At 63.9% G+C, this 26841-nt stretch carries 23 protein-coding genes; 22 read left to right on the top strand and 1 reads right to left on the bottom strand.

Annotation, left to right across the window (positions count from 1 at the left end; all coding sequences use genetic code 11):
- Positions 1-17: 17 nt before the first annotated feature.
- The 20 genes from ACVIN2_RS07250 to ACVIN2_RS07155 all read left to right on the top strand — a co-directional run bounded on the left by ACVIN2_RS07250 (position 18) and on the right by ACVIN2_RS07155 (position 23691).
- Positions 18-1364 carry a cbb3-type cytochrome c oxidase subunit I gene (locus ACVIN2_RS07250; RefSeq protein WP_247288925.1) on the top strand — a complete coding sequence of 449 codons (1347 nt, stop codon included), beginning with the start codon at positions 18-20 and terminating at the stop codon, positions 1362-1364.
- A 59-nt stretch (positions 1365-1423) separates the two neighbouring features.
- Complete coding sequence (locus ACVIN2_RS07245; protein WP_456765074.1) at positions 1424-2236, top strand: AAA family ATPase; 813 nt, start codon at positions 1424-1426, stop codon at positions 2234-2236.
- Between the two features lie 10 nt (positions 2237-2246).
- Positions 2247-4163 (top strand): VWA domain-containing protein, encoded by a 1917-nt coding sequence (locus ACVIN2_RS07240; protein ID WP_456765073.1) that lies wholly within the window; start codon positions 2247-2249, stop codon positions 4161-4163.
- A 73-nt stretch (positions 4164-4236) separates the two neighbouring features.
- Positions 4237-4902: an HAD family hydrolase gene (locus tag ACVIN2_RS07235; protein ID WP_456765072.1), complete on the top strand. Its 666-nt coding sequence runs from the start codon at positions 4237-4239 to the stop codon at positions 4900-4902.
- A gap of 8 nt (positions 4903-4910) precedes the next feature.
- Positions 4911-5861 (top strand): sugar-binding transcriptional regulator, encoded by a 951-nt coding sequence (locus tag ACVIN2_RS07230; RefSeq protein WP_456765071.1) that lies wholly within the window; start codon positions 4911-4913, stop codon positions 5859-5861.
- Between the two features lie 289 nt (positions 5862-6150).
- Positions 6151-7464 carry an ABC transporter substrate-binding protein gene (locus ACVIN2_RS07225; RefSeq protein WP_456765070.1) on the top strand — a complete coding sequence of 438 codons (1314 nt, stop codon included), beginning with the start codon at positions 6151-6153 and terminating at the stop codon, positions 7462-7464.
- 90 nt (positions 7465-7554) lie between these two features.
- Complete coding sequence (locus tag ACVIN2_RS07220) at positions 7555-8427, top strand: carbohydrate ABC transporter permease (protein WP_247288934.1); 873 nt, start codon at positions 7555-7557, stop codon at positions 8425-8427.
- A 3-nt stretch (positions 8428-8430) separates the two neighbouring features.
- Positions 8431-9261: a carbohydrate ABC transporter permease gene (locus ACVIN2_RS07215; RefSeq protein WP_007608460.1), complete on the top strand. Its 831-nt coding sequence runs from the start codon at positions 8431-8433 to the stop codon at positions 9259-9261.
- Positions 9262-9277: 16 nt separating this feature from the next.
- A complete protein-coding gene (locus ACVIN2_RS07210) occupies positions 9278-10285 on the top strand; it encodes an ABC transporter ATP-binding protein (protein WP_456765069.1) in 1008 nt (335 codons plus the stop codon).
- A gap of 32 nt (positions 10286-10317) precedes the next feature.
- Positions 10318-11091, top strand: coding sequence for an SDR family NAD(P)-dependent oxidoreductase (locus tag ACVIN2_RS07205; protein ID WP_456765068.1), 774 nt, complete (start codon positions 10318-10320; stop codon positions 11089-11091).
- Between the two features lie 38 nt (positions 11092-11129).
- Positions 11130-12776 (top strand): FGGY-family carbohydrate kinase, encoded by a 1647-nt coding sequence (locus ACVIN2_RS07200; RefSeq protein ID WP_456765067.1) that lies wholly within the window; start codon positions 11130-11132, stop codon positions 12774-12776.
- Between the two features lie 5 nt (positions 12777-12781).
- Complete coding sequence (locus tag ACVIN2_RS07195) at positions 12782-13717, top strand: carbohydrate kinase family protein (RefSeq protein ID WP_456765066.1); 936 nt, start codon at positions 12782-12784, stop codon at positions 13715-13717.
- A gap of 126 nt (positions 13718-13843) precedes the next feature.
- Complete coding sequence (locus tag ACVIN2_RS07190) at positions 13844-15265, top strand: amidase (protein ID WP_456765065.1); 1422 nt, start codon at positions 13844-13846, stop codon at positions 15263-15265.
- A 290-nt stretch (positions 15266-15555) separates the two neighbouring features.
- Entirely contained in the window at positions 15556-16506 is a 951-nt protein-coding gene (locus ACVIN2_RS07185; protein ID WP_456765064.1) for an ABC transporter permease, read from the top strand.
- Positions 16503-17396 (top strand): ABC transporter permease, encoded by an 894-nt coding sequence (locus ACVIN2_RS07180; RefSeq protein WP_456765063.1) that lies wholly within the window; start codon positions 16503-16505, stop codon positions 17394-17396. Before ACVIN2_RS07185 ends, ACVIN2_RS07180 begins: the two co-directional genes overlap by 4 nt.
- A gap of 2 nt (positions 17397-17398) precedes the next feature.
- Complete coding sequence (locus tag ACVIN2_RS07175) at positions 17399-18412, top strand: ABC transporter ATP-binding protein (RefSeq protein ID WP_456765062.1); 1014 nt, start codon at positions 17399-17401, stop codon at positions 18410-18412.
- A complete protein-coding gene (locus tag ACVIN2_RS07170; RefSeq protein ID WP_456765061.1) occupies positions 18409-19413 on the top strand; it encodes an ABC transporter ATP-binding protein in 1005 nt (334 codons plus the stop codon). Before ACVIN2_RS07175 ends, ACVIN2_RS07170 begins: the two co-directional genes overlap by 4 nt.
- Positions 19414-19468: 55 nt before the next feature.
- Positions 19469-20965: an ABC transporter substrate-binding protein gene (locus ACVIN2_RS07165; RefSeq protein ID WP_456765060.1), complete on the top strand. Its 1497-nt coding sequence runs from the start codon at positions 19469-19471 to the stop codon at positions 20963-20965.
- A 608-nt stretch (positions 20966-21573) separates the two neighbouring features.
- A complete protein-coding gene (locus ACVIN2_RS07160) occupies positions 21574-23250 on the top strand; it encodes a methyl-accepting chemotaxis protein (protein WP_456765059.1) in 1677 nt (558 codons plus the stop codon).
- A 108-nt stretch (positions 23251-23358) separates the two neighbouring features.
- Positions 23359-23691: a hypothetical protein gene (locus ACVIN2_RS07155; protein ID WP_456765058.1), complete on the top strand. Its 333-nt coding sequence runs from the start codon at positions 23359-23361 to the stop codon at positions 23689-23691.
- Here ACVIN2_RS07155 and ACVIN2_RS07150 read toward each other — a convergent pair.
- On the bottom strand, positions 23629-24582 hold the full coding sequence (locus tag ACVIN2_RS07150; protein WP_456765057.1) for a helix-turn-helix domain-containing protein: 954 nt from the start codon (positions 24580-24582) through the stop codon (positions 23629-23631). The genes ACVIN2_RS07155 and ACVIN2_RS07150 overlap by 63 nt on opposite strands.
- Positions 24583-24785: 203 nt before the next feature.
- Here ACVIN2_RS07150 and ACVIN2_RS07145 point away from each other — a divergent pair, with 203 nt between their 5' ends.
- Together ACVIN2_RS07145 and ACVIN2_RS07140 are read left to right on the top strand one after the other, a co-directional pair.
- Positions 24786-25367 (top strand): response regulator transcription factor, encoded by a 582-nt coding sequence (locus tag ACVIN2_RS07145; protein ID WP_456765056.1) that lies wholly within the window; start codon positions 24786-24788, stop codon positions 25365-25367.
- A 379-nt stretch (positions 25368-25746) separates the two neighbouring features.
- On the top strand, positions 25747-26832 hold the full coding sequence (locus ACVIN2_RS07140) for a cytochrome-c peroxidase (protein ID WP_456765055.1): 1086 nt from the start codon (positions 25747-25749) through the stop codon (positions 26830-26832).
- Positions 26833-26841: the final 9 nt, after the last annotated feature.

Here is a 26841-nt window from a genome sequence, read left to right as displayed (position 1 = left end):
GACAGAGAGAATCCGAGATGAAATATCAGACCCAGAAAGTCGCGATGCTGTATTTCTACGGCGCGCTGACCCTGTTCCTGGCCCAGGTCCTGTTCGGCCTCCTCGCCGGGACCATCTACGTCCTGCCCAACACGCTGTCGGTGCTGCTGCCGTTCAACATCGTCAGGATGATCCACACCAACGCGCTGATCGTGTGGTCGTTGATCGGCTTCATGGGCGCAACCTACTTCCTGCTGCCTGAGGAAACCGAGACCGAGCTGTACAGCCCGCTGCTCGCAAAAATCCAGTTCTGGATGTTCTTTGGCGCGGCGGGCGTGGCGGTGGTGGGCTATCTCTTCCACTACCACGAGGGCCGCGAGTTCCTCGAACAGCCCTTCATCATCAAGGTCGGCATTGTCGTCGTCTGCCTGATGTTCCTGTTCAATGTGACCATGACTGCGCTCAAGGGACGCAAGACCACTGTCACCAACATCCTGCTGTTTGGCCTGTGGGGCGTTGCGATCTTCTTCCTGTTCGCCTTCTACAATCCGGCGAACCTCGCCGTCGACAAGATGTACTGGTGGTACGTCGTCCATCTCTGGGTCGAGGGCGTCTGGGAGCTGATCATGGCCTCCGTGCTCGCCTATCTCATGATCAAGCTCAATGGCATCGATCGCGAGGTGGTCGAGAAGTGGCTCTACGTCATCATCGGCCTCGCGCTGTTCTCGGGGATTCTCGGCACCGGCCACCATTTCTACTGGATCGGTGCGCCCGGCTACTGGCAGTGGATCGGCTCGCTGTTCTCGACGCTCGAGGTCGCGCCGTTCTTCACGATGGTGATCTTCACGGTGCAGATGACCTGGAAGGCCGGCCGCAAGCACCCGAACCGCGCCGCGCTGCTGTGGTCGGTCGGCTGTTCGGTGATGGCGTTCCTGGGCGCCGGCGTCTGGGGTTTCCTGCACACGCTGTCCTCGGTGAACTACTACACCCACGGCACCCAGGTCACCGCCGCGCACGGCCATCTCGCCTTCTTCGGCGCCTATGTGATGCTCAATCTTGCCGTGATGGCTTACGCGATCCCGCAGATCAAGGGACGCGCGCCCTATAACCAGTGGCTCAGCATGACGAGCTTCTGGATCATGTGCACGGCCATGATGACCATGACGTTCGCGCTGACCTTTGCCGGCGTGGTCCAGGTCCATCTCCAGCGCGTGCTCGGCCAGGGCTACATGGACGTGCAGGACCAGCTCGCCTTCTTCTACTGGGTGCGGCTCGGCTCCGGCGTGTTCGTCGCGATCTCCGCGCTGATGTTCGTCTGGGCCGTGCTGGTGCCCGGCCGCGAAAGGCAGGCGACCATTCCCGCCGCGCTGCAGCCGGCCGAGTAAGCATGAAGGCGGCCGCGTTTCATCGCGGCCGCCGCTTCAGACATTTTCGGAGAGAGATCATGAAAGCAGCTCTTCACGCCTTGGCCGCGCCGGCACCTGCGCTACCGGCCTATGTCGCAAGCGGCAACGAATGCGCGCTGTTCGAGCATGCCTGGCGGCACCGGCTTCCGGTCCTGCTGAAGGGGCCGACCGGTTGCGGCAAGACGCGTTTCGTCGCGCATATGGCGGCACGGCTGGGCTTGCCGCTCCATACCGTCGCCTGCCACGACGATCTCACCGCCGCCGATCTCACGGGGCGCCATCTGCTGAGCGGCGGCGACACCGTGTGGACCGACGGTCCGTTGACGCGCGCGGTCCGCGAGGGCGGCATCTGCTATCTCGACGAGGTGGTGGAAGCCCGCAAGGACGTCACCGTCGTGCTGCATCCGCTCACCGACGACCGCCGTATCCTGCCGCTGGAGCGAACCGGCGAGGAGCTCGTTGCTCCCGCGAGCTTCATGCTCGTCGTCTCCTACAATCCCGGTTACCAGACCCTGCTCAAGGCGTTGAAGCCGTCGACGCGGCAGCGCTTCGTCGCCATCGAGTTCGGCTTCCTGCCCGCCGAGCAGGAGATTGCGGTGGTGTCGGCCGAGAGCGGGCTGCCGCCGGATCGCGTACGGCCGCTGGTTGCGCTTGCCGGACGTCTGCGGGCGCTGAAGGGGCATGATCTGGAGGAGGGCGTCTCGACCCGGCTCGTGGTGTATTGCGCGACCTTGATTGCGGCGGGAGTCTCGATCGCCGACGCCGTGCTCGCCGGCATGATTGAGCCGCTGACCGACGATTCCGACGTCAAGGCGGCGCTGCTGGATGTCACGCGCGCTGTGATTGGGTGAGGCAGATTCCATGCTCGACTTCCTCGAATTGGAGGAGACGGTCGGCCGTGCCTGGCACCGGATGGTCGGCGGCACCGCGAGCTATCCGGTTCACGATGATCACGCGGTCGCGCTCGCGGAGGTAAGAGGCCGGCTCGCGGTGATGTTCCGTGCGCTTGGGGGCGAGACGGGTGTTCAGATCGCAAGCGCAGGCGCACGCAGAGCGGGCCATCGGCTCGGCTGGCGGCAGCGCATCGGCCTTGGAGACGAACGTCTCGAACAGCCGGGCCGCGACGCCGCGACCGTCTTCCTCCCCGATCGCATCGCGATATTTGCCGACCGCGGCCTCAACGCAAACCTCTATCGCTGGCTTGCGGCGTGGTTCGCGGTCGCACCGATCGAGACGATCACGGAGGATGATCCGCTGCGGCGGGACCTTCTGGTCCTGCGCCGGGCGAGCGAGACGGCGGTCTTCGTGCTCACGCAGTTTCCCGGGCTCGCCGCCGATTACGCGCAGCTCGCCGCAGCAATGGCCGAGGCCCGGCCGCGACGAAGGTTGCCGCGTCTCGAGCAGGAGATCGAGCAGATCGCTCTCGCCTTGCTCGGGGCCGGAAAGGCGCCTTCGGGCCGGCTATGGCCGGCGGTGATGGGAACAGGTCCGCTGCCGGACAAGGCGCCGCCGGGCTATCGCTCGGTCCTGCCGTGTCCGCTCTGGGGCGATTGCTGGATGCGCGAGCTTTCGCCCGCGCATGCGGGCGACGACGCGTGCGCACCGGGCGCGGGGGCCGCGGCCCAGGACAATCGCAAGCGCTTTGCCGTGCGCGAGCGCGACGACAACGCCAACCGCCGCGATCCCTTCGTGCTCAACCGCTTCGAAAAAATTCTCGCAATGGCCGAGATGGTCAATGTCGACCGTCCGGCTGACGACAGCGAGGACGAGGACGCGCAGAAGGCCGCCGACGATCTCGAGGAGATCACGCTCAGCCGCCGCAGCGGCAAGCCGGCGAGCCGGCTCAAATTCGATCTCGACCTTCCGCCGGAAGCCCTCGATGCCTCGCCGTTGAGCGCAGATCTCACCTATCCCGAATGGGACTACCGCAGCAACTCCTACCTGCCCGATCACTGCCACGTGCTCGCGGGCGCCGCGTCCGAGACCGGCGAGACCTGGTCGCCCGACGAAACCATGCGCCGGCATATCCATCAGGTGCGGCGACGCTTCGAGATCTTGCGGCCACGCCGCGAATTGATGCGCGCCCAGGCCGATGGGCACGACCTCGACCTTGACGCGCTCGTGCGCGCGCGGTGCGATCTTCGCGCCGGCAGCAGCGGCGGTCTCGAACGTATCCATGTCGCGATGCGCCCGCAGGGGCACGATCTCGCCGTCACGCTGCTCGTCGACGTCTCGCTCTCGACGGACGCTTGGGTCGAAGGCCATCGCGTGCTCGACGTCGAGAAGGAGGCGCTGCTCGTGCTCGCGCACGGCCTGTCGGCCTGCGGCGACCACCACAGCATCCTGACCTTTACGTCCCGCCGGCGGTCCTGGGTGCGGCTCGAAACCGTCAAGGCCTTCGGCGAGCCGATGAGCGGAACAGTGGAGCGTCGTATCGGCGCGCTGAAGCCCGGCTATTACACGCGGATCGGCGCGGCGGTGCGCCACGCCTCGGCCGAGCTCGCCCGTCAGCCGCAGCGCAAGAAGCTGCTGCTCGTCCTCACCGACGGCAAGCCGAACGATGTCGATCATTACGAAGGCCGCTTCGCGGTCGAGGACACCCGCAAATCTGTGCAGGAGGCGCGCCGGCTCGGCATCGCCGCCTTCGGCATCACGGTGGACGCAACCGCGCAATCCTATTTCCCGACGCTGTTCGGGCGTGGCGGCTACGCCATCGTCGGTAATATCCGCCGACTGCCCGCGGCGCTGCCGGCGATCTACCGGCAGGTGGCGCACTGATCTGGAAAGGGTGTGGCGTTCCGGCCCTGGGTGAGCTATTGCCCACCAATTGGGTATATGATCGAATGCTGGGATGGACCAGGGCCGGCCGAAACTCGATCTGATCATCTTCGACTGCGACGGCGTGCTGGTCGACAGTGAGCTGTTGAGCTGTCGGTGCCTGTCCGACGTGCTGGCCGAATGCGGCATCGCGCTGACCCCGGAGCAGGCGCTCGAGCTCTTTCTCGGACGCAGCACTAAAGCGGTCGAGCGGCATTATCGGGATCTCGGGCAGGTCGTGCCGGACGGCTTTCTGCCGCGCTTGAAGTCGCATGTGTTGAGCACGTTCGCCGGATCACTCCAGCCGATCGCGGGTGTTGCCGCCGTGATATCGGAATTGCGGACACCATTCTGCGTGGCCTCGTCCAGCGACATCGACCGTGTCGCGCTCTCCCTTGACGTCACCGGCTTGCGGGCGCATTTCGGCGACCGGATCTACACCGCGCAGATGGTCAGGCACGGCAAGCCGGCGCCCGATCTCTTTCTCCACGCGGCCGAGCAGATGGGCGCGCAACCTGCGCGCACGCTGGTGATCGAGGACAGTGCGAGCGGCGTGCAGGCGGGTAAGGCGGCCGGCATGATGGTCTGGGGATTTGCCGGCGGCAGCCATTATCGCGGACGCGACGGGCACGCTATACTCTCGGATGCGGGGGCCGACCGGGTCTTCGCGCGCATGATCGATTTCTGGAAGGACGCCTGACGCCTGCCATGGCTGCCGAGAACGAAAAGACCAGGCTCGATGACGCCGCGCGTGCCGGCTGGCTGTATTTCATTGCCGGTCACACCCAGGACGAGATCGCGAAGATGCTTCAGGTGTCGCGCGCCTCGGCGCAGCGGCTGGTGTCGCTATGTCTTGCGGAACGGCTCATCACCTTCCGGCTCGAACATCCCATCGCCGCGTGCATGGAATTGGCGGCGCGTCTGAAGGAGCGTTTTGAGCTTACCCATTGCGAGGTGGTTCCGGCGGATTCCGCCGCGCCCCAGGCCACCGCGGGCATTGCCGAACGCTGCGCCAACCTGCTCGATTCCACCCTGCGTTCGGAGACCCCCGTCATCGTCGCGCTCGGGACGGGACGGGCGGTACGCGCCGCGGTCGAGCGCGTCACGCCGATCGACCGGCCCAATCACCAGATCGTCTCGCTCGTTGGCAACATCTCCGCCGACGGTTCGGCGAGCTTCTACGACACCGTCGGCCGGCTCGCCGACCGCACCGGCGCACGGCACTATCCGATGCCGCTGCCGTTCCTGATGTCGTCCGAGGACGAGCGCAACAAGATGGTCCGGATCGAGCCGATCGCGAAGGTGAAGGCGGTCGCGGCCAAGGCGGATTTGCGCCTCGTCGGCATCGGCCAGATGGACCAGAAGGCGCAGGTCCATGTCGACGGCTTCGTCACCCGCGACGAATTGTTCGAGATGATGCGGCAAGGGGCAATCGGCGAGATCACCGGCTGGGCGTACGACGCCAAGGGCCGCCTGCTGAAGGCCGGCACCAACAAGCGCCTGACCAGCATCCCGCCGGAGGTCCCGGCGAAGACCACCACGATCGGCGCCGCGGTCGGCGCAGCCAAGGTGCCGGCGATCGCTGCCGCGCTGAATGGCCGGTTGATCAACGGGCTGATCACGGATGAGGCGACCGCAAGAGCGATTCTGGAGCGGTAGGGCGGCGATCGCGCTCCTCGCACTGCTGTCATCATCCGCGAAGGCGGATGATCCAGTACGCCGCGGCCTCGCTTAGGGCAAATCAACAGGCGGCACGGATTACTGGATGCCCCGCTTTCGCGGGGCATGACAGCTGAGTGCGAGGCGGCAACTCCCATCTCCTCCCGCACCGCAGCACTCATAAGTTGCGCGAACATCTTTGCGCCTGCTTGACAACGGCGCGCCCTCAGTCGAACATACGCCCAACGCGTGGGCATATGCTCAAAAGCGCGATCCTAGGGAGGTCACCGTGAAACACGTCCTCGGCGCCGTCTGCGGCGCGTCTTGCCTGTTGCTGGCCGTCCCCGCGATGGCCGAAACCACCTTGACGATCGCCACCGTGAACAACGGCGACATGATCCGCATGCAGGGGCTGACGGCTGAATTCACCAAGAAGAACCCCGATATATCGGTCAAATGGGTGACGCTTGAGGAGAACGTGCTGCGCCAGCGCGTCACCACCGACATCGCCACCAAGGGCGGCCAGTTCGACGTCCTCACCATCGGCACCTACGAGGTGCCGATCTGGGCCAAGAAGGGCTGGCTGGTGCCGCTCGCGAATCTCGGCGCCGACTACGACGTCGCCGACCTCCTGCCCAAGATCAAGGATGCGGTCTCCGTCGACGGCAAGCTCTACGCCGCGCCGTTCTACGGCGAGAGCTCGATGGTGATGTACCGCACCGACCTGTTCGACAAGGCCGGCCTCAAGATGCCGGAAAAGCCGACCTGGGATTTCGTCGTCGACGCCGCCAAGAAGCTCACCGACAAGAGCACCGGCGTCTATGGCATCTGCCTCCGCGGCAAGGCCGGCTGGGGCGAGAACATGGCGTTCCTCTCCGCCATGGCCAATTCCTATGGCGCACGCTGGTTCGACGAGAAGTGGCAGCCGCAGTTCAACACCCCGGAATGGAAGGCGACGCTCACGACCTATGTCGACCTGATGAAGCAGGCTGGCCCTCCCGGTGCGAGCTCGAACGGCTTCAACGAGAACCTGGCGCTGTTCAATGCCGGCAAGTGCGCGATGTGGATCGATGCCACCGTCGCAGCCTCCTTCGTCACCAACCCGAAGGACTCCAAGGTCGCGGACAAGGTCGGCTTCGCGCTGGCGCCCAACACGGGCCTGGGCAAGAATGCCAACTGGCTGTGGGCCTGGAATCTCGCGATCCCCGCGGGCTCCAAGAAGACGGAAGCGGCCGAGAAGTTCATCGCCTGGGCGACGAGCAAGGATTACACCAAGACAGTCGCCGCGAAGGATGGTTGGGCCAACGTGCCGCCGGGCACCCGAACCTCGCTCTACCAAAACCCTGAATATCTGAAGGTCGCCCCGTTCGCGAAGCTGACGCTGGCCTCGATCGATGCCGCCGATCCGAACAAGCCGACGGTGAAGCCGGTGCCTTACGTCGGCGTGCAGTATGCGGCGATCCCCGAATTCCAGGGCATCGGCACGCAGGTGGGCCAGCAATTCTCGGCCGCGCTTGCGGGATCGATGACGGTCGATGCCGCGCTCACCGCGGCGCAATCCTCAACCGAGCGCGAGATGAAGCGCGCGGGTTACATCAAGTGAGCTCGAGCTCTCCCTCCTGAGCTCAGACTTGCGGCCATCCACTGCTAAGGATGGATGGCCGCCTTCTTCCCGCAAGCGGAGAAGCCAACAATGGCGACCCGGCAGACGCAGCTTCTCGCACGGACGCTCCTGACGCCGGCCGTCGGGCTGCTGTTCATCTGGATGATCGTCCCGCTCGCGCTGACGATCTATTTCTCGACGCTGCATTACAGCCTGCTCGATCCCGGCTCGGAATCATTCGTCGGGCTGGAAAATTTCCGCTACTTCCTCACCGATCCCGCGTTCCTCGCCTCGCTCCAGAACACGCTGGTGCTGGTCGGCTCGGTGCTGGCGCTGACTGTCCTGCTCGGGATTCCGCTGGCGCTGCTGCTCGACCAGCCCGTGATCGGCCTCAACATCGTGCGGCTGATGGTGATCGCGCCGTTCTTCGTCATGCCGACGGTGAGCGCCTTGGTCTGGAAGAACCTGTTGATGCATCCGGTGTCCGGGCTGTTTGCCTGGATCGCCTCGCTGTTCGGGTTGACGCCGATCGACTGGTTCACCGACGCGCCGCTGCTCGCCGTGATCCTGATCGTGTCATGGCAATGGCTGCCGTTCGCGACGCTGATTTTGCTCACCGCGATGCAGTCGCTCGACGAGGAGCAGAAGGAAGCCGCCGAAATGGATGGTGCCAGCGCAGTCTCGACCTTCATCTACATCACCCTGCCGCACCTCGCGCGTCCGATCACAGTGGTGATCCTGATCGAGACGATCTTCCTGCTCACCGTCTTTGCCGAGATCTACGTCACCACGGGCGGTGGCCCGGGACTGTCGACCACCAACATCGCTTTCCTGATCTATTCGCAGGCCCTGATCCAGTACGATGTCGGCACCGCCTCGGCGGGCGGCCTCGTCGCTGTCGTGATCGCCAACGTCGTAGCGTTCTTCCTGGTCCGCATCGTCGGCCGCAATCTGGAGGCATGAGACATGGCGCGGATGGCGACGAGGCAGCGGGTGGTGGTCTCGACCATCGGCGCGTGGTTCTTCGGCTTCCTGATCTTCTTCCCGATCCTCTGGATGGTATTGGCGAGCTTCAAGACCGAACTTGAGGCCTTCGCGATTCCGCCGTCCTTCCTGTTCTTCCACTGGACCACGGAGAACTACGCAACGGTCCAGGAGCGCAGCGACTATTTCCTCCACGCGATGAACTCGATCATCATCGCCGGCGGCTCGACCTTGATCGCGCTTTTGATCGCGATCCCCGCCGCCTGGTCGATGGCGTTCTCGCCGACCAAACGCACCAAGGACATCCTGCTCTGGATGCTTTCGACCAAGATGATGCCGCCGGTCGGCGTGCTGGTGCCGATCTACCTGATCTACAAGTCCTTCGGCTTGCTCGATTCCCGCATCGGCCTCGTCTTCATCCTGTGCCTGGGAAACTTGCCGATCGTGATCTGGATGCTCTTCACCTATTTTAAGGAAATTCCGCGCGACATCCTGGAAGCCGCGCGCATGGACGGCGCCACCATCGGCCGCGAGCTGGTCTATGTCCTGACGCCGATGGCAATCCCGGGACTCGCATCGACCATGCTGCTGAACCTGATCCTGGCCTGGAACGAGGCGTTCTGGACGCTCAATCTGTCGACCTCGAACGCTGCGCCGCTCACCACGTTCATCGCGTCCTATTCGAGCCCGGAAGGGCTGTTCTGGGCAAAGCTGTCGGCGGCGTCGACGCTGGCGATCGCGCCCATTCTCGTCCTCGGTTGGTTCAGCCAGAAGCAGCTCGTGCGCGGGCTCACCTTTGGCGCGGTAAAGTAGGAAGGGCTGCCGGATCATGGGTCAGATCACACTTCAGGACGTGCAGAAATCCTTCGGCCCCGTGCACATCATCAAGGGCGCGGACCTCGAGATTGCCGACGGCTCCTTCGTGGTGTTCGTAGGTCCCTCAGGCTGCGGCAAGACCACGCTGTTGCGGCTGATCGCGGGGCTCGAGGACGTCTCCGGCGGCAAGATCCTGATCGACGGCAAGAACGTGGTCGACACGCCACCCGCCAAGCGTGGGCTGTCGATGGTGTTCCAGTCCTATGCGCTCTATCCGCATATGAGCGTGCGCGGCAACATCGGCTTCGGCCTGAAGATGGCGGGCCTTTCCAAGGACGAGATCAACCGCAAGGTCGAGGCCGCCGCCGCGACGCTGAACCTCGCACCCTATCTCGACCGTAAGCCGCGCGAGCTCTCCGGCGGCCAGCGCCAGCGCGTCGCGATCGGGCGTGCCATCGTCCGCGAGCCCAAAGCGTTTTTATTCGACGAGCCGCTCTCCAACCTCGACGCGGCGCTGCGCGTCCAGATGCGCATCGAGGTGACGCGGCTCCAGAAGCAGCTCGGCACCACCGCGATCTATGTCACCCACGACCAGGTCGAGGCCATGACCATGGCCGACAAGATCGTGGTTCTCGACGGCGGCAAGATCGAGCAATACGGCTCGCCGCTGGAGCTCTACGAGAAGCCGGCCAACCTTTTCGTCGCCGGCTTCATCGGTTCGCCCAAGATGAACTTCGTCACCGGCGAGCACGCTCTGCAGAAGGGCGCGGCAACGATCGGCGTACGGCCGGAGCATCTCAAGATCGAGCGCGACGGTGCCGGCGGCTGGCAGGGAACGATCGCGGTGGCCGAGCATCTCGGCAGCGACACCTTCCTTTATGTCGATGCCGGTCAGCTCGGCATGCTGACGGCGCGCTACATCGGTGAATTGAGCCTGCACGCCGGCGACCATGTATCGCTGGTGCCGGAGCCCGCGCGCGTCCATCGCTTCGACGCGAGCGGTAACGCCATTCGGAACTGACAAGAAACGGCAAGAAAACCGGAAAGACCAAAATGTACCTGGAAAAATTCAAGCTGAACGGCAAGACCGCGTTCATCACCGGCGGCGGGCAGGGCATCGGGCTCGCCTGCGCCGAAGCGCTGGCTGAAGCCGGCGCCAGCGTCATCATCGGCGATCGTGACAGCAAAGTCGCCGATAGTGCGAAAGCCAGCCTGAAGGCGAAGGGCTTCGACGCTGAGACGGCGATCATGGATGTCACCGACACCAAGCGCGTGGCGGAGGTGGCGAGCGACCTCGTTGCCCGCCACGGCAAGGTGGACATCCTCGTCAACAATGCCGGCATCGCCCGCAGCGAGACGCCGGCGGAGACCGTGACCGACGAGCATTGGCTCAATGTGATCGACGTCAATCTCAATGGCACCTTCTGGTGCTGCCGCGAGTTTGGCAAGCACATGCTGAAAGCGAAGAGCGGCGCCATCGTCAATGTCGGATCGATGTCCGGTTTCATCGTCAACAAACCGCAGGAGCAGTGCTTCTACAATGCGTCCAAGGCCGGCGTGCACCATCTCACGAAATCGCTCGCGGCCGAATGGGGAGCGCGCGGCATCCGCGTCAACGCGGTGGCGCCGACCTATATCGAGACGCCGCTCAACGCCTTCGTGAAGAGCAATCCGAGAATGTACGACGCCTGGATCGGTGGAACCCCGATGGCGCGGATGGGGCAGGTCGAGGAGATCGCCTCGGTGGTGCTGTTCCTCTCGTCCGAGGCCGCGAGCCTGATGACCGGCAGCATCGTGCTGGTGGATGGCGGCTACACTTGCTGGTAGGCTTGCGTCAAAACTGACGAGAGCTTCCGGGGGCGACAATGCCGCGAGCGTATATCGGCGTCGATGTAGGGACCACGAGCACGCGGGCAGGGGTGTTCGACGAGGCGGGCACCTTGCTGGCGATCGCGCGGCATCCGATCAGGATATGGCACGAGGCCGGCGACATCGTCGAACAATCGTCCCAGGATATCTGGGACGCTTGCACGGCGTCGGTGCGGGCCGCGATGGCGGAAGCGGCCATCGCGCCTGACAGCGTCGGCGGTATCGGATTCGATGCCACCTGCTCCCTCGTGGTGCTCGACCGGCAAGGCGAGCCGCTCACCGTCAGCGCCTCCGGCGAGGCGCAACGCAACGTCATCGTCTGGATGGATCACCGCGCCACGGCCGAGGCGCGGCTGATCAACGAAACCGGTGATGCCGTGCTGCGCTATGTCGGCGGCTCGATCTCGCCCGAGATGGAGATGCCGAAACTGCTGTGGCTGAAGCGGCATATGCGCGCGAGCTTCGATGCTGCAGGGCACTTCTTCGATCTGGCGGATTACCTGACCTGGCGCGCAACCGGCTCGCTTCAGCGCTCGACCTGCACGGTCACCTGCAAATGGAACTATCTCGCCCACGACGGCGGCGGCTGGAGCGCGCCATTCTTCAAGCGCATCGGCCTGTCGGATTTCGTCAACGAGAAATATGCCCGGATCGGCACCGAGATCGTCGCCCCCGGTACGCGCCTGGGTGCAGGTCTCTCCCGCACTGCCGCGGCCGATCTCGGCCTGTCAGCGGGCACACCGGTCGGAGCGTCCCTGATCGATGCGCATGCCGGCGGCATCGGGGCGATCGGCGGGCGCGACGAATCGGACGGCGCGACAGATGTCTCCGACCGCCTTGCCTACATCATGGGAACGTCTGCTTGCATCATGGCGACGACGAAAGAACCGTGCTTCGTGCCGGGCGTGTGGGGTCCTTATTACTCCGGCATGGTACCAAATTTCTGGCTCAACGAGGGCGGGCAGTCGGCTGCGGGCGCTGCGATCGACCATCTTCTCAAGTCGCACCCCGGCCACGCCGAGGCGAGCGCGGCGGCGCGCATCGAGAGCCTCGACCTCATCGAATTCCTCGAGCGCCGCATCATCGCGCGCGCAGGCGGCGCCAGCCGTGTCGCGCTGCTGGCCAGCGACGTCCATGTACTTCCTGAATTCATCGGCAACCGCTCGCCCTACGCCGACCCTGACACGCGCGCGGTGATCGCAGGCCTCGATCTCGACACCGGCATCGCCTCGATGGAACGGCTGTTCGTCGCCGGTCTGTGCGGGCTCGCCTATGGGCTTGCCGAAGTGATCGAGGCCTTTGCCGCGCATGGCGTCCATGCCGGCATCATGATCATGGGCGGCGGCGCCAGCCGCAGTCCGCTGGTGCGGCAGGTCATGGCTGATACCACCGGCCTCACGGTCGCGCTGCCGCAGACCAAAGAACCTGTGCTGCTCGGCGCCGCCATGCTAGGCGCCGTCGCCGGCGGCGCCTATGCCTCGATCGGCGAGACCATGGCAAAGATGTCGGCGCTGGGACGCAAGAGCGAGCCGACCACGCCCGACATCGCCGCCTTTCACGCCCGCAAGCGCGAGGTCTACAAGCTGCTGCGCGAGGTCGATCGCGGCAGCCGCGTCGCGATGCGCGATATCGCGAGAGGTTGAGACGGATGCTGATTTCCTGCGGCGATGCGCTGATCGATTTCGTCCCGACGCGAAACGCCGACGGGCGCGAAGCCGTGATGCCGGCGGTCGGCGGCTCCTGCCTTAACGTCGCAATCGGCATGGCGCGGCTCGGCGCGCCGACCGGCTTTGTCGGCGGGATCTCGACGGACATGTTCGGGCGCATGATCGCCGCCCACGCCGCTGCATCCAATGTCGAGCTCGCGCTCGCCACAAGCAGCGATCGCCAGACCACGCTCGCTTTCGTTCGTATCGTCGCGGGCGAGTCGCATTACGCGTTCTACGACGCCGAGACGGCTGCGCGGAACTGGGCCTACCGGCGCGGCTCCATTCCCTTCGATACGGTCGAAGTTCTCCATGTCGGCTCGACCACGCTCGTCAATGACCAGGGCGCGACCGAGACCAGGGCCCTGATCGCGGACGCACGAGCGTCCTCGACGATCTCCTTTGATCCGAACTGCCGGCCCAACCTCGTGAAGGACAAACCGGCTTATCTCGCCCGCATGACCGCGTTTGCGGCCAGCGCCGATCTCATCAAGATGTCGGATGTCGATTTTGCCTATTTGTTCGCCGACGAGCCGTATCACCAGCGTGCGAGCACGCTGCTCGCAGGCGGCGCGAGCCTGATCGTCATCACCCGCGGCAACAGCGGCGCGATCGCGTGGCACGCGGGGGCAGGGCAGATCGAGGTCGCCGCGCCCAAAGTCGTGGTCGCCGACACCATCGGCGCGGGCGACAGTTTTCAGGCGGCGTTGTTGTTCGCCCTGCACAAGCAGGGACGTCTCGCCCGACAGCAACTGAAGGATATCGTTGCCGACGAGCTCCGCCGCGCGCTGTCCTTTGCCGCCAATTGCGCTGGGCTGACCTGCACCCGTCCGGGCGCCGATCCGCCCTGGAGTCATGAGGTCACCTGGAGCTGGTAGCTAGCGCGTCAGACCTCGCCCCGCTTCCGAATTGTTTCGGTGGACACCGGCCATGCGCAAGCCGAAATGGACAGGATCCGTGCACGCTGGCAAGGTCCGCGCGTCCTGACGCGAGCCGGTCCTTCCATGAACGATGATCTCTGTTTCCTGTCCGCCACCGAATTGCGTGCGCGCATCGACCGCAAGGAGATCTCGCCCGTCGAGCTCACCCGCGCGGTGCTCGCCCGTGCCGAGGCGCTCCAGCCTGAGCTGAACTGCTTCATCACGATCTGCGGCGACGAGGCGCTTGCCGCCGCGCGCGAGGCCGAGCGCAAGGTGATGGCCGGCGAGCCGCTCGGCCTGCTGCACGGCATCCCCGTCACCGTCAAGGACATCGTCAACACCAGGGGCGTGAAGACCAGTTTCGGCGCCATTCCCTACAAGGACAATGTTCCGAACGAGGATGCCGTCGCGGTTGCAAGGCTGCGCGCACAAGGCGCGACCCTGATCGGCAAGACCACGACGCCGGAATTCGGCAGCAAGTGCCTGACCGACTCGCCGCTGTTCGGCCGCACCCGCAATGCGTGGAGCGCCGAGCGCTCGTCGGGCGGCTCCAGCGGCGGCGCGGCGGTGGCGGTGGCGAGCGGCATCGCGCCGCTTGCGATCGCGACCGATGGCGGCGGCTCGACACGGATTCCCGCCGCCTGCAACGGCGTGGTCGGGCTGAAGCAGGGCAACGGCGTGATCCCGCACAGCCAGGCGCTGGACGTGTTCGGCAACCAGACCTATGTCACGCCGATGACGCGAACCGTCGCCGACACCGCGCTGATGATGCAGGCGATGGCCGGCGAGGATCCTTGCGATCCCTGGTCGATCGGCGTTCCCGTGCCCGACTTCATCGGCACGGCCGCGCCGCGCGGCGATCTGCGTGGGCAGAAAATCCTGTATTGCCTGTCGTCGCCCGGGCGCCCTGTCTCTGCCGATGTCGCAGCCGGCTTCAAGGCGAGCCTCGATCGACTCGCCGGCCTGGGTGCCGAGCTCGAGGAATTTTCCGGCGAGGGGTTCGACATCGAGCCGATCTGGCGTGCCATCAACCACACGGTCTGGCGGACGCGCTTTGCAAAACTCGCGGCCGAGCATGGGGACGCGCTGAGCGAGGCCTTCCTCAGGCAGCTTGCGCTTGCCACCGACGTCAGCGGCGTCGCCTATCAGGAGGCGATGTTCGCGCGCACGGCGCTGTTCCGCCGGGTGCAATCCCTGCTTGCGCGCGGACATCTGCTGGCGATGCCGACCATCACCCGCACCGCCCTGCCGATCGATCAGGACCTGTTCGGCACCATCGAGATCGACGGCAAGCACTTTGACAGCGTCCGGCCGCACTGGTTCCCCTGGACCATGCCGTTCAACATGACCGGACACCCCGCGATCAGCCTGCCCTGCGGCTTCGGCCGCGACGGCCTGCCGATCGGATTGCAACTCGTGGGCCGCTTCCGCGCTGATGCGGACTTGCTGCGCGTGAGTGCGCTGTTCGAGGCCTCGCAAGGCCTTCTGTCCCGCTGGCCCGGCTGAGGGTGAGGGGCATGCAAAGGACCTATTTGCAAAGCACTTGCCTCCGGTGCCCGGACATGTTGATCGTGCAACGGATGAACCCTGAATCCGAGCGCGCATGAGCGTATTTGTCCCAATACGGCATGGCGCCCGCAATTCCCTCGGTGTCGTCCTGGCGAAAACCAGGACCCATACCGCGGAATTGATCGGGGACGGGCAGTGCCAGTACCGAACGACCAGTCTTCGCCAAACTGCTCCCTGGGGCTATGGGTCCTGGCTTTCGCCAGGACGACGTCGGAGCTCGTGAGCGCATGAGCGTATTTGTCCTCCGACGTGTGCTGACCTTGCTGGCGACGCTGGTCGGCGCATCCGTGATCATTTTCCTGGTGCTGGATGCTCTCCCGGGCAACGCTGCGCAGATGCTGATGGGCGCCGACGCCTCGCCAGATGCGGTCCGCGCGCTCACGGTCAAGCTCGGGCTCGATCAGCCGCTGGCGGTTCGCTATCTGCAATGGATCAAGGGGCTGCTCGTCGGCGATCTCGGCAACTCCTACGTCTACGGCACGCCGGTTGCCGCCTTGATCGCGGAGCGGCTGGTGCTGACCATTCCGCTCGCGATGATGTCCATGCTGATCACGGTGACGCTGGCGCTCTCGGCCGGCATCTACACCGCCGCCAACCACAACAAGCTCGGCGACGTCGGCGTGATGTCGCTGACGCAGGTGGGCATCGCGCTGCCGAATTTCTGGTTCGCGATCCTGCTGGTGCTGTTGTTCTCGGTGCGGCTGCAATGGCTGTCCGCGGGCGGCTTTCCCGGTTGGGAGGACGGCATCTGGGCCGGCATCAAATCGCTCCTGCTGCCGGCGGTGTCGCTCGCGGTGGTGCAGGCCGCGATCCTCGCACGCGTCACGCGCTCGGCGGTGCTGGAAGTGCTGCGTGAAGACTTCGTCCGCACGGCGCGCGCAAAAGGGCTCGGCAAGCGCGAGGTGCTGTGGAGCCATGTGCTGCGCAACGCCATGATCCCGGTGATGACGGTGATGGGGCTGCAATTCGCCAATCTGCTCGCCGGCACCATCGTGATCGAGAACGTGTTCTATCTGCCGGGCCTCGGCCGCCTGATCTTCCAGTCGATTGCCAACCGCGACCTCATCGTGGTGCGCAACTGCGTGATGCTGCTCGCAACCATGGTCGTCATCGTCAATTTCGTGGTCGACGTGCTCTATGCCTTCGTCGATCCCCGCATCAAGGTCCACGATCTGTGAGCGCGCCGCTGACCACCCTCGTCGACGCGCCGGCCATGGCGCGCCCTCTGCCGGCCCGGACCTTCTGGCGTCGCGCGCTGCGTCATCGCAGCTTCGTGCTCGGTGGTGCGCTGAGCTTGCTGGTTCTCGCCTCGGCGCTGCTGTCGCTGCTGTGGACGCCCTGGTCGCCCTACGAGATCGACATCGCCTCAAAGCTCCGGCCGCCCTCGGCCGCGCACTGGCTCGGCACCGACGTCTTCGGCCGCGACATCGTCTCGCTGCTGCTCGCCGGCGCCCGCTCCACCATCATGGTCGGCATCATCGCGGTCAGCATCGGCCTCACCTTCGGCGTCTGTCTCGGCCTGATCGCCTCGGCCAGGCGCGGCTGGACCGAAGAGATCATCATGCGCTTCTCCGATTTCACCTTCGCCTTTCCGGCCGTGCTCTCCGCTATCATGCTGGCTGCGGTGGCCGGTCCGGGCATGGTGACCTCGATCGTCGCCATCGGCATCTTCCAGATCCCGACACTGATCAGGCTGACGCGCGGCTCGGCCAACGCGATCTGGGCGCGCGAATTCGTGCTGGCCGCGCGCGCGGCAGGCAAGGGCAAGTTTCGGATCACCATCGAGCACGTGCTGCCCAACATCCTGTCGATCCTGATCGTGCAGGCGACCATCCAGTTTGCGCTCGCGATTCTTGCCGAGGCCGCCTTGTCATATCTCGGTCTCGGCACGCAGCCGCCGCAGCCGTCCTGGGGACGGATGCTGAACGACGCGCAGACGCTGCTGTTCCAGTCGCCGATGCTCGCGGTCTATCCGGGCGCTGCGATTGCAATCGCGGTGCTCGGTCTCAATCTGCTCGGCGACGGACTGCGCGATCTGCTCGATCCACGACTGGCGCGGGAGCGATGAGGATGGGCGAGCGCTCGACCATGCCGTTGATCGAGGTCGAAAATCTCGGCGTGCGCCTCAACACCAGCCGCGGGCCGGCACAGGCCGTGCGCGGCGTCAGCTTTGCCCTGAAGCGCGGCGAAACGCTCGGGCTGGTCGGCGAATCCGGCTGCGGCAAGTCGGTGACGGCGTTGTCACTGATGGGGCTGCTGCCGGACAGCGCGTCCGTCACCGGCAGCATCAAGCTGGATGGCGGCGAACTCGCTGGATTGTCGGACGCGGACTATTGTCAGTTGCGCGGCAACCGCATCAGCATGATCTTCCAGGAACCGATGACCGCGCTCAACCCGATGCACACGATCGGCCACCAGGTCGCCGAGCCGCTGCGGCGTCACAGGAAATTTTCGGCATCGCAGGCGCGTAAGGAAGCGATCGCCTTGCTCGACCGCGTTGGATTGCCCGATCCGGCGAGGCGCGTCGACGCCTATCCGCACCAGTTTTCCGGCGGCCAGCGTCAGCGCGTCACGATTGCGATGGCGCTCGCCTGCGAGCCCGACCTGCTGATCGCGGACGAGCCGACCACGGCGCTCGACGTCACCATTCAGGGCCAGATACTCGACCTCATCGCCGATCTCGTCGAAGAGCGCGGCATGTCGATGATCCTGATCTCGCACGATCTCGGCGTCATCGCCGAGAACGTGCAACGCATGATGGTGATGTACGGCGGCACGATTATCGAGAGCGGGCTGACCGACGAAGTGTTCCGCCGGATGGGCCATCCCTACACGCAGGGCCTGTTCCGGGCCCGACCGAAACTCGGCGCGCGCAAGGGGACGCGGTTGACGACGATATCGGGCTCGGTGCCGGATCTCGCCGATCTGCCGTCCGGTTGCACCTTCGCCGATCGGTGTCCGCTCGTGATCGAGCAGTGCCGGGCCGCGCTTCCACCGATGGTGGACGTCGGACCCGGCCATTTCGTGCGCTGCATCCGGACGGACGTCTCCATGGCCGAACGCGTCGGAGCGCTGACCGTATGAGCACGGCGCCTCTTCTCGACGTGAAGGATCTCGAGCAGCGCTATACGCTGCCGCGCGAAAGCGTGTTTCGCCCGCCGGGGCAGGTGCGCGCGCTCAACGGTGTCAGCGTGCGGGTCGACGCCGGCAAGAGCCTCGGCATCGTCGGCGAATCCGGCTCGGGCAAGTCGACCTTTGCGCGGGTGGTGATGGCACTGGAACGGCCGACATCGGGGCAGGTCGCGCTGCTCGGCCGCGACCTCAACCGCATCTCCGCGGACGAGCTGCGCCGCGCGCGCCGCGATTTCCAGATGGTGTTCCAGGATCCCTATGGATCGCTCGATCCGCGCCAGACCATCGCGCGCATCGTGGCCGAGCCGCTCACCGTGCTTGATGGCGCCGACCGCAATACGTTCCGCGCCCGCGTCTCCGCAGTGCTGCGGCAGGTGGGCCTGCGCGATGCCGACATGGAGAAATATCCGCATGAGTTCTCCGGCGGCCAGCGCCAGCGCATCGCCATTGCGCGCGCGCTGATCACCCAGCCGAAGCTGATCGTCGCCGACGAGCCGGTCTCCGCGCTCGACGTTTCCGTGCAGGCGCAAGTCTTGAACCTGATGCAGGACCTCCAGGAACAGTTCGGCCTCAGTTACGTCCTGATCAGCCACGACCTCGCCGTCGTCGACTATCTCTGCGACGAGGTCGCGGTGATGTATCTCGGCCGCATCGTCGAGCAGGGCCGTCCCGAGGATCTGTTCGAGCGCTGCGCCCATCCCTACACGCGAGCGCTGCTGGAGGCCGTGCCGCGGGTGCGCGCCGGCGGCGGCCGGCGCCGGCGCGGGGCCCAGGCGATCGCCTCGCAATCGGCGGCCGCGACCGGCTGTCCCTATGTCTCGCGGTGCGCGCTTGCCGACCAGCATTGCCGCGAGGTTCTGCCTGAGCTACGCAAGGTGGGCGAGACGCATCTGGCCGCCTGCCATAAGGCGGAAGCCGTGATGGCGTTGCCGCAATTGCCCGTGGAAGGTTAGCGTCCGCGGCGGGATTGGCGTAGGCTTGAGACAAGAGAAGGCCGGGGAGTTACGCATGTTCAGGAAACTATCGATCATTGCATTCGCCGCCGCGTTTGCCGCGGCACCGTTGCCGGTGCTGGCGCAGAGCAAGAAGGACAGCGTCGTCATGGCCATGGCGCTGGAGCCGCCGGGGCTCGATCCAACCAACGCCGCCGCCGCCGCGATCGCCGAGGTCACGCTCTACAACATCTATGAGACCCTGACCAAGATCAACGAGGACGGCACCACGTCGCCCCTGCTGGCGGAGAGCTGGACCGCATCGCCCGATCTGAAGACCTATACGTTCAAGCTGCGCAAGGCCGTCAAGTTCCACAATGGCGAGCCGTTCGACTCCGCAGCCGTGAAGTTCTCGTTCGAGCGCAATGCTGTCGCCACCAGCACCAACAAGGACAAGAGCCTGTTCCAGAGCTTCGAGAAGGTCGACGCGCCCGATGCCGACACGGTCGTGATCAGCCTCAAGAATTCGGAGCCGAACCTGCCGTTCCTGCTGGGGCAGGCGAGCGGCTCGATCGTCGAGCCGAAGAGCGCTGCCACCAATATCACGCAGCCGGTCGGGACCGGGCCCTATCAGCTGGGTGCCTGGGCCAAGGGCTCCTCCATGACCCTGACCAAATGGGCCGACTATCGCAACGCTGCCGCGATCAAGCTCTCGAAAGTGACGATCCGCTTCATCTCCGATCCGTCGGCGCAAACGGCGGCGCTGCTGTCCGGTGACGTCGATGCGTTTCCCCGGGTGTCGGCCCAGCGCACCATCGCGCAGTTCAAGGCCGATCCGCGCTTCAACGTTATGGTCGGCGGCTCCAGGGCGAAGACCATCGTCGGTATCAACCATCGCAAGAAGCCGCTCGACGATGTTCGCGTGCGCCGTGCGATCCTTGCCGCGATCGATCGCAAGGCGATGATCGACGGCGCGGTCGATGGTTTCGGCACGCCGATCGGCAGCTTCTACGTCCCGACCGCGCTCGGCTATGTCGACACCACAGGCATCAACCCCTACGATCCCGAGAAGGCCAAGAAACTGCTCGCCGAGGCCGGCGTTACCACTCCGCTCGAGTTGTCCTTGAAGCTGCCGCCGCCATCCTATGCGCGGCAGGGCGGCGAGATCCTCGCAGCCCAACTCGCCAAGGTCGGCATCATCGCCAAGATCGAGAACGTCGAATGGGCGCAATGGCTGTCGCAGGTATTCGCCGGCAATGGTCCGCACAATTTCGACCTCACCATCGTCAGCCATGTCGAGCCGTTCGATCTCGTCAAGATCACCGAGCCGGACTACTATCTCGGCTACAACAACGAGGCGTTCAACGCGCTCTACAAGCAGATCGTGTCGACGCCGGAGGAAGCCGCCCGTGTCAAGCTTCTCGGCGACGCCCAGCGCATGCTGGCCACTGACGCAGTCTCGGGCTATTTGTACCAGCCGCAGCTGATCACCATCACCAACAAGAAGCTGAAGGGCGTCTGGAAGGACGTGCCCCAATACGAGAACGATTTCTCGACTTGGGCGTGGGAGTAGGGTCGCGCAGGTCGATTGTGCGATGTCGGTGACGATCTCTCCCACTGGCAGAGATCGTCACAACACCGGTCCAAACAAAAAACCTGAAAAACAACCCCATGCACAGTAGCCGGGGGTAGTCATTTCAATGACTTGCTCGTCACGCGTTCGATGGCTTGCGCGTCGCGCCATGGCGTTGACGCGTCGGGCAAAACACTGGCATGATGGCATCATCGAAGAAGTCGTCGGGCGCCGTCACGGCAACATGCCAAGTTCATCGCGACGATTGGGCTGGACGTCTCGATTGCGCCAGCAAACCTTGCGGGCGCGCCGTCGCCAAGACCTGGTGGCGAAGACCTGCTGGTCAACACCTGATCCAAGACCTGATGGCCAAGCGCACCATACACAAAGCCTAGTCCTCCAGGCAGCGTCTTTCGCTTCTTTCCCGCTGGCTCACAACAGACCGGCGGCTTCGCGTCCGTCCGAGCCGGAGCGCTGCTGTTGAAAACGCCGCCCCGAATTTGCTGCGGCAATCCCGTAGTCACACGATAGTCTGTAGTTAACTTTCATCAACCAACTCGAACAAGGATGCTGGGCGTTTACTTAACCCTTTGCTTGCCGGAGCAAACATGCGCCTGACCGTTAAAGCCTCACTACTTGGAATCGTCTCCATTCTCGTTGTTCTGTTAGTCGGACAGGCATGGGCCGCGCTTTCTCGCGCCGCAGCAATCAACGCGAACGCTGAAGATCTTGCCACCAGCTGGCTTCCTTCGACGAAGGCGCTGGGGGAGGTAAAGTACTGGGCCACGCGTGTTCGGGTGGTCGGCGCACGGCTCCTCATGACTACTGATGCCTCAGAGCGCAGGACAGCGGAGACGCAGCTGATTCAGTATCAGGCGAATCTCAACAAAGCAGAGAAACTCTACCTGCCGACGATAGTGTCGGCTGAGGAGAGGGCGCTGTGGGACACCTTTCAGGAGAAGTGGAAGCTATACACTGGCGAGCAGGAGCGGATTCTCAGGATCTATGTGACTGATCCAGCGAAGGCCGTGAGTGAATTCAACGGGACCGGGAATGCCGCATTCGGCGAAGCGCAGAACGCGATCGACGCGGATGTCACGTTCAACGAGAAGGGCGCAGCGCAGGCCGTTTCGGATGCACGCAACAGCTACACGCTGGCCAAGGTGGTGACCTTCTCCGTTGCCGCGGTTGCGCTCCTCATCGGCCTTGTTTCTGCTTTTCTTGTGTTGATGCGGATCACTTCGCCGCTCCAGCGGCTGAACGGCACGATGCGGACCATCGCCGACGGGAACCTCGATACCGAAGTCGTCTATACGACGCGCAACGACGAAATCGGCGATATGGCCAAGGCACTCCTCGTTTTCAAGGAGAACGGCTTGCGCGTGCGCCAGATGGAGGACGAGCAAAAGGCCAACGAGCAGGCGGAAGCAAGGCGTCGCAAGCAGGAAATGGAGAAGCTTGCCGACGAATTCGAGCACGCCGTTGGCGAGATCGTGGATGCCGTGGCGTCCGCTTCTACCGAGCTGGAAGCCTCCGCCAATACGTTGACCCATTCCGCCACGCGGGCTCAGGAGGTGACCACGACCGTTGCCGCCGCCTCGGAGCAGGCTTCGGCCAACGTTCAGTCGGTTGCGAGCGCAACGGAGGAACTGTCCGGGTCGGTCAACGAAATCGGACGGCAGGTTCAGGAATCGGCCCGCATGGCAGGCGAAGCCGTCGGCCAGGCCCGCAACACAATGGCCCAGGTCAGCGAGCTATCGAGGGCCTCGACCCGCATTGGTGACGTGATTGAACTGATCAACACGATCGCCGGACAGACCAACCTGCTGGCGCTGAACGCGACCATCGAGGCAGCGCGGGCCGGCGACGCGGGCCGCGGTTTTGCAGTGGTTGCCTCCGAGGTGAAGGCGTTGGCCGAACAGACCGCACGGGCAACCGGCGACATCGGACAGCAGATCACCAGCATCCAAGCCGCAACCCAGGAATCCGTTACGGCCATCAAAAGTATCAGCGGTACGATCGAGCGACTTTCTGAAATTTCGTCGACCATTGCGGCAGCAGTTGAGGAACAGGGCGCGGCGACTCAGGAGATCGCCCGCAATGTCCAGCAGGCCTCACAGGGCACCCAGCAGGTTTCCTCCAACATCGTCGACGTTCAGAGGGGAGCGACCGAGACGGGCGGGGCGTCCAGCCAGGTGCTGTCCTCCGCGCAATCACTGTCCTCCGACAGCAACAGGCTGAAAGCTCAGGTACAGCGGTTCCTCTCCACCGTACGCGCCGCCTGATCTGAAACGGAGGTGGCGCCTGGTGAACGCCATGCGCCACCTCGTTCCCTCGAGCATCGATTGTCAAAGATGTCGAACGTCACAATCTTGCACCTTAGTGAGCCTGTGTTGAAGCAGCGTCTCATCGCAGCCGATCTCATTGCGCAAAGCGAGGAGACCAGGCAGAAGGCGGCGAAATTCGCACAGTGCTTCGCCGAACTGGAATCGATCATCGAAGCCTTGAACGGTGCGAAGCGGCACGGTTATCGCATACGCTTTCGAGGGCTTCAGAGCCAGCTGAAAGCTGCCGTCGAGGAGCTGATGGTGCTGGAGAAGCAGCTCTGCGACATTCGCCGATACTTTGCGCGCCAAGCCGTGGCCGAAAGCAAGGGACCGCTTTCACCGGCTTTCTTTGAACTTTCGGAGGTCGCTGGGCAAAATTCCATAAGCTCTTTTGAATGATCGGCTAAAGTGGGTCAGGTCCGAAAATCCCCAGCCGAGAGCGATGTCACTGACTGAACGGTGTATTTGTCTTGGGTCTTCCAGGGCGTGGCGGCATCGAGCCAGCCGCTTGGTTTGGACGAGCCGCATAAGTGAGCTGCCCTGCGTTCCGAGCAATCTGTTGGCTTGGCGAACGCTAATTCCAACACGTTCGGCGATCCGCTCGGGCGTGATGTCGGTATTCTGCAATCTCGCGTCGATGACGCGGTGAATGTGCCAGACGAGGCGCGATTTGCTTGCCGGAAGTTGCGTTGGCCTATCGACCGCGTTGCCGATGGAGAGCGCAATCAAGTCGATTGCCTGCGTCGAGATGGTTTCTTCGCTTGACCTATCGAGCGTACCGCTCAGCTTTCCCAGCTCGGCTGCAAAGAACAGGGTTAGGCGATCCTGCGGACCCAACGGAGCGATGCGGCAGGCCGAAATATCGAAGTTGGTACCGAGCCTTGCTTCAAGTTCCGTTCGCGGAACTTTGATAATCAATGTGGACGACTGACCGAGAAATTGCATCGTGTGGGCGAGCCGCGGGTCCACACATGCGAGTGAGCCTGCGTCCAAAGACACCCTGCGATCGCTTTGTTCCAGCAGGATTCGACCAGCGAGCAAACAGAATAACAGGACTTCGCTGGGGTCCGAGCGGGCCGCATGCCGGCTTGTGGAGGCGACCTGAATATCGGAGTTACTTGATCTAACCAGGTCTAGCGAGCCTACGCGTCCGACCGACAGCTCTGCTTTGAAGCTGTCGCGAGACGGAGTCGAGGAGTCGTGGTCGGCGATCCGCTCGCGCGTGGCAGCTTGCCAATAGTCGAAACGGTCCCGCGGATGCACGTCTGCGGTGGAGAATGCGACCTCCATAAATCTGCTCCCAATTCCCCCTTGGCCGATTGATTGGACCCAATAAGCCGAGCGAATGAACCGCGCGTGTTTAAGCGTCGATGCAAAGCCTCGCGCGATTCGGCGAGCATCAACACTGATCTTTTGGCATACAGCATATGAATCACGCGAGACGTAATTGTACGGGTAGTCCTTCCGTTCAAGTACCTGCCGGACCTGTTCTGGTGCTGGATGACGAACCCGCGGTCTGCCAGACGGTCTCGCTGGTGCTCACCAGGGCGGGGTTCGATGTGATCGGCTGCAGCGATCCGAAGTCATTCTTTGCCTTGTGCCTCGACTCCAATCCTTCCTGCGTGCTCGTCGATGTCGTTCTGAATGACCTCTCTGGGTTGGAAATACTGATGGAACTCCGGAACCGGGGTTTTGATCGGCCCATCATCATGGTGTCCGGCCGTAGCGACGTCGTGACGGCTGTCCGCGCCATCAAGCAGGGCGCCTTTGATTTCATCGAGAAGCCGTTTCGGGGCAACGACCTTGTTGCGCGGGTTGCAGCAGCTTTGAAACCTGGGGAGTCCAGGAGTTCGCGGGCCGTCTTTCACTTTCCCGGACGGCCGCCGCTCACGCTTCGCGAGCGGGAAGTTCTGTTCGAACTGATTGGCGGGAGCTCGACCAAGGAGATCGCGAACCGCATGAATCTGAGCCCACGGACCGTCGAGAGCCACCGGGTCAATATCATGCAGAAGGTCGGCGCGAAAAATCCCGCCGAGCTGGTGCGCCTTGCGATCACGGCGAAGCTCGAGCCATGAACAGGATCGCTGCTCAAGCATGATCGCAAGTCGTCCGGCCATCCATTCTTGGCCGGGGATTACCTTCGCACCGCAGTGAAATTGCCACCGATTCCCGCTTATGCGTGCTGGAGCAGCCCGAACTGGAAAAGTCCGGATGTCGCGTATTGGTGTAGTTCCACCGCCGAGAACCCGCCATCCAACTTCGTCACCACTACGGTTGTTGCCGCTTTTTCCTGCAATTTGTATTTGCGGGTTTGCCGAAAATCGATACTCGATTGGCTAGGGCAACAATTTTATTTTAACGATCTGCCTCTATTTTCATCACGCCAGAAGGGCGGTGCATTGCCTCGAAGGTTTTCCAGTGTGTCGCGAATGACACCCTCTCGAGGGACATTGCATGCCGATGTTCGGCTCCTCACGTTACACCATCTTCGCCACCGTAGTCGCATCGACCGGTATTGGCGTTATCGGCTTCAGCACGATCGGTTTCGGCGCAGCCGTCGTCGGCGAAAGCCGCAAGGTCGAGATCACACAGAAGGCGCCGGGCGGGCTCGACGCGCTAAAGGCGCTGTATCGCAGACCCTCGACAATCCCGTTCCCGAAAGAAAATCCGTACACGCCTGAGAAAGCAGCGCTTGGCAAGAAGCTGTATTTCGACACCCGCCTTTCGGTGACGTCGGCGCAGTCCTGCGCGAGCTGCCACAGTCCCGGGTTCGGCTGGGGCGACGGGCTGGCAGTCGGCGTCGGCCACGGTATGGCGAAGCTCGGTCGTCATTCGCCGACCATCGTCAACGCAGCCTGGAGCGCCATCTTCATGTGGGACGGCCGTCTTCCGACACTGGAGGAGCAGGCGCTCGGCCCGATCCAGTCCCCCGGCGAAATGAACATGAAGCTCGACGAGCTCATGCAGCGGCTTTCCGCCGTTCCCGAATATAAGCCGATGTTCGAGGTCGCCTTTCCGGGCGAGGGCATCAAGGCGAAGACGCTTGGCCAGGCGATCGCGACCTATGAGCGTACCGTCGTTTCCGAACGGGCGCCGTTCGACGGCTGGATCGACGGGGACGAGAAAGCGATCTCGGAAGACGCCAAGCGGGGCTTCGCGGTCTTCAACGGCAAGGCGCAGTGCGCGGCCTGTCATGAAGGCTGGAACTTCACCAATGAAGGTTTTCAGGACATCGGACTGCCGAGCCGCGACGTCGGCCGCGGCGAATACCTTCCCGGCGTCATCAAGATGAAGCACGCCTTCAAAACCCCGGGCCTTCGCGAGATCAGCCGCCGCAGCCCCTTCATGCACGACGGCTCGCTCGCAACACTCGAAGACGTCATCGAGCACTACGATCACGCGGGTGTCGATCGACCTAGCCGCTCGGACCTCATGCGGCCGCTCGAACTGACAGCGCAGGAGAAGGCCGATCTCGTTGCGTTCCTCAAGACATTGACCAGCGAACTCGCCCCGACGGCTGTGCCGGTCCTGCCGCGCTAGATTTGAAAG

The organism is Bradyrhizobium sp. USDA 3650, from assembly GCF_054057395.1.
This window is presented reverse-complemented; position numbering and strand designations above follow the sequence as displayed.

Coding starts and splice junctions, on each gene's coding strand:
- ACVIN2_RS07245 (WP_456765074.1), top strand. CDS start 1,424: ATGAAAGCAGCTCTTCACGCCTTGGCCGCGCCGGCACCTGCGCTACCG.
- ACVIN2_RS07150 (WP_456765057.1), bottom strand. CDS start 24,582: ATGGAGGTCGCATTCTCCACCGCAGACGTGCATCCGCGGGACCGTTTC.
- ACVIN2_RS07235 (WP_456765072.1), top strand. CDS start 4,237: ATGGACCAGGGCCGGCCGAAACTCGATCTGATCATCTTCGACTGCGAC.
- ACVIN2_RS07250 (WP_247288925.1), top strand. CDS start 18: ATGAAATATCAGACCCAGAAAGTCGCGATGCTGTATTTCTACGGCGCG.
- ACVIN2_RS07190 (WP_456765065.1), top strand. CDS start 13,844: ATGAACGATGATCTCTGTTTCCTGTCCGCCACCGAATTGCGTGCGCGC.
- ACVIN2_RS07170 (WP_456765061.1), top strand. CDS start 18,409: ATGAGCACGGCGCCTCTTCTCGACGTGAAGGATCTCGAGCAGCGCTAT.
- ACVIN2_RS07185 (WP_456765064.1), top strand. CDS start 15,556: ATGAGCGTATTTGTCCTCCGACGTGTGCTGACCTTGCTGGCGACGCTG.
- ACVIN2_RS07200 (WP_456765067.1), top strand. CDS start 11,130: ATGCCGCGAGCGTATATCGGCGTCGATGTAGGGACCACGAGCACGCGG.
- ACVIN2_RS07240 (WP_456765073.1), top strand. CDS start 2,247: ATGCTCGACTTCCTCGAATTGGAGGAGACGGTCGGCCGTGCCTGGCAC.
- ACVIN2_RS07160 (WP_456765059.1), top strand. CDS start 21,574: ATGCGCCTGACCGTTAAAGCCTCACTACTTGGAATCGTCTCCATTCTC.
- ACVIN2_RS07220 (WP_247288934.1), top strand. CDS start 7,555: ATGGCGACCCGGCAGACGCAGCTTCTCGCACGGACGCTCCTGACGCCG.
- ACVIN2_RS07175 (WP_456765062.1), top strand. CDS start 17,399: ATGGGCGAGCGCTCGACCATGCCGTTGATCGAGGTCGAAAATCTCGGC.
- ACVIN2_RS07210 (WP_456765069.1), top strand. CDS start 9,278: ATGGGTCAGATCACACTTCAGGACGTGCAGAAATCCTTCGGCCCCGTG.
- ACVIN2_RS07165 (WP_456765060.1), top strand. CDS start 19,469: ATGTTCAGGAAACTATCGATCATTGCATTCGCCGCCGCGTTTGCCGCG.
- ACVIN2_RS07140 (WP_456765055.1), top strand. CDS start 25,747: ATGCCGATGTTCGGCTCCTCACGTTACACCATCTTCGCCACCGTAGTC.
- ACVIN2_RS07230 (WP_456765071.1), top strand. CDS start 4,911: ATGGCTGCCGAGAACGAAAAGACCAGGCTCGATGACGCCGCGCGTGCC.
- ACVIN2_RS07215 (WP_007608460.1), top strand. CDS start 8,431: ATGGCGCGGATGGCGACGAGGCAGCGGGTGGTGGTCTCGACCATCGGC.
- ACVIN2_RS07205 (WP_456765068.1), top strand. CDS start 10,318: ATGTACCTGGAAAAATTCAAGCTGAACGGCAAGACCGCGTTCATCACC.
- ACVIN2_RS07195 (WP_456765066.1), top strand. CDS start 12,782: ATGCTGATTTCCTGCGGCGATGCGCTGATCGATTTCGTCCCGACGCGA.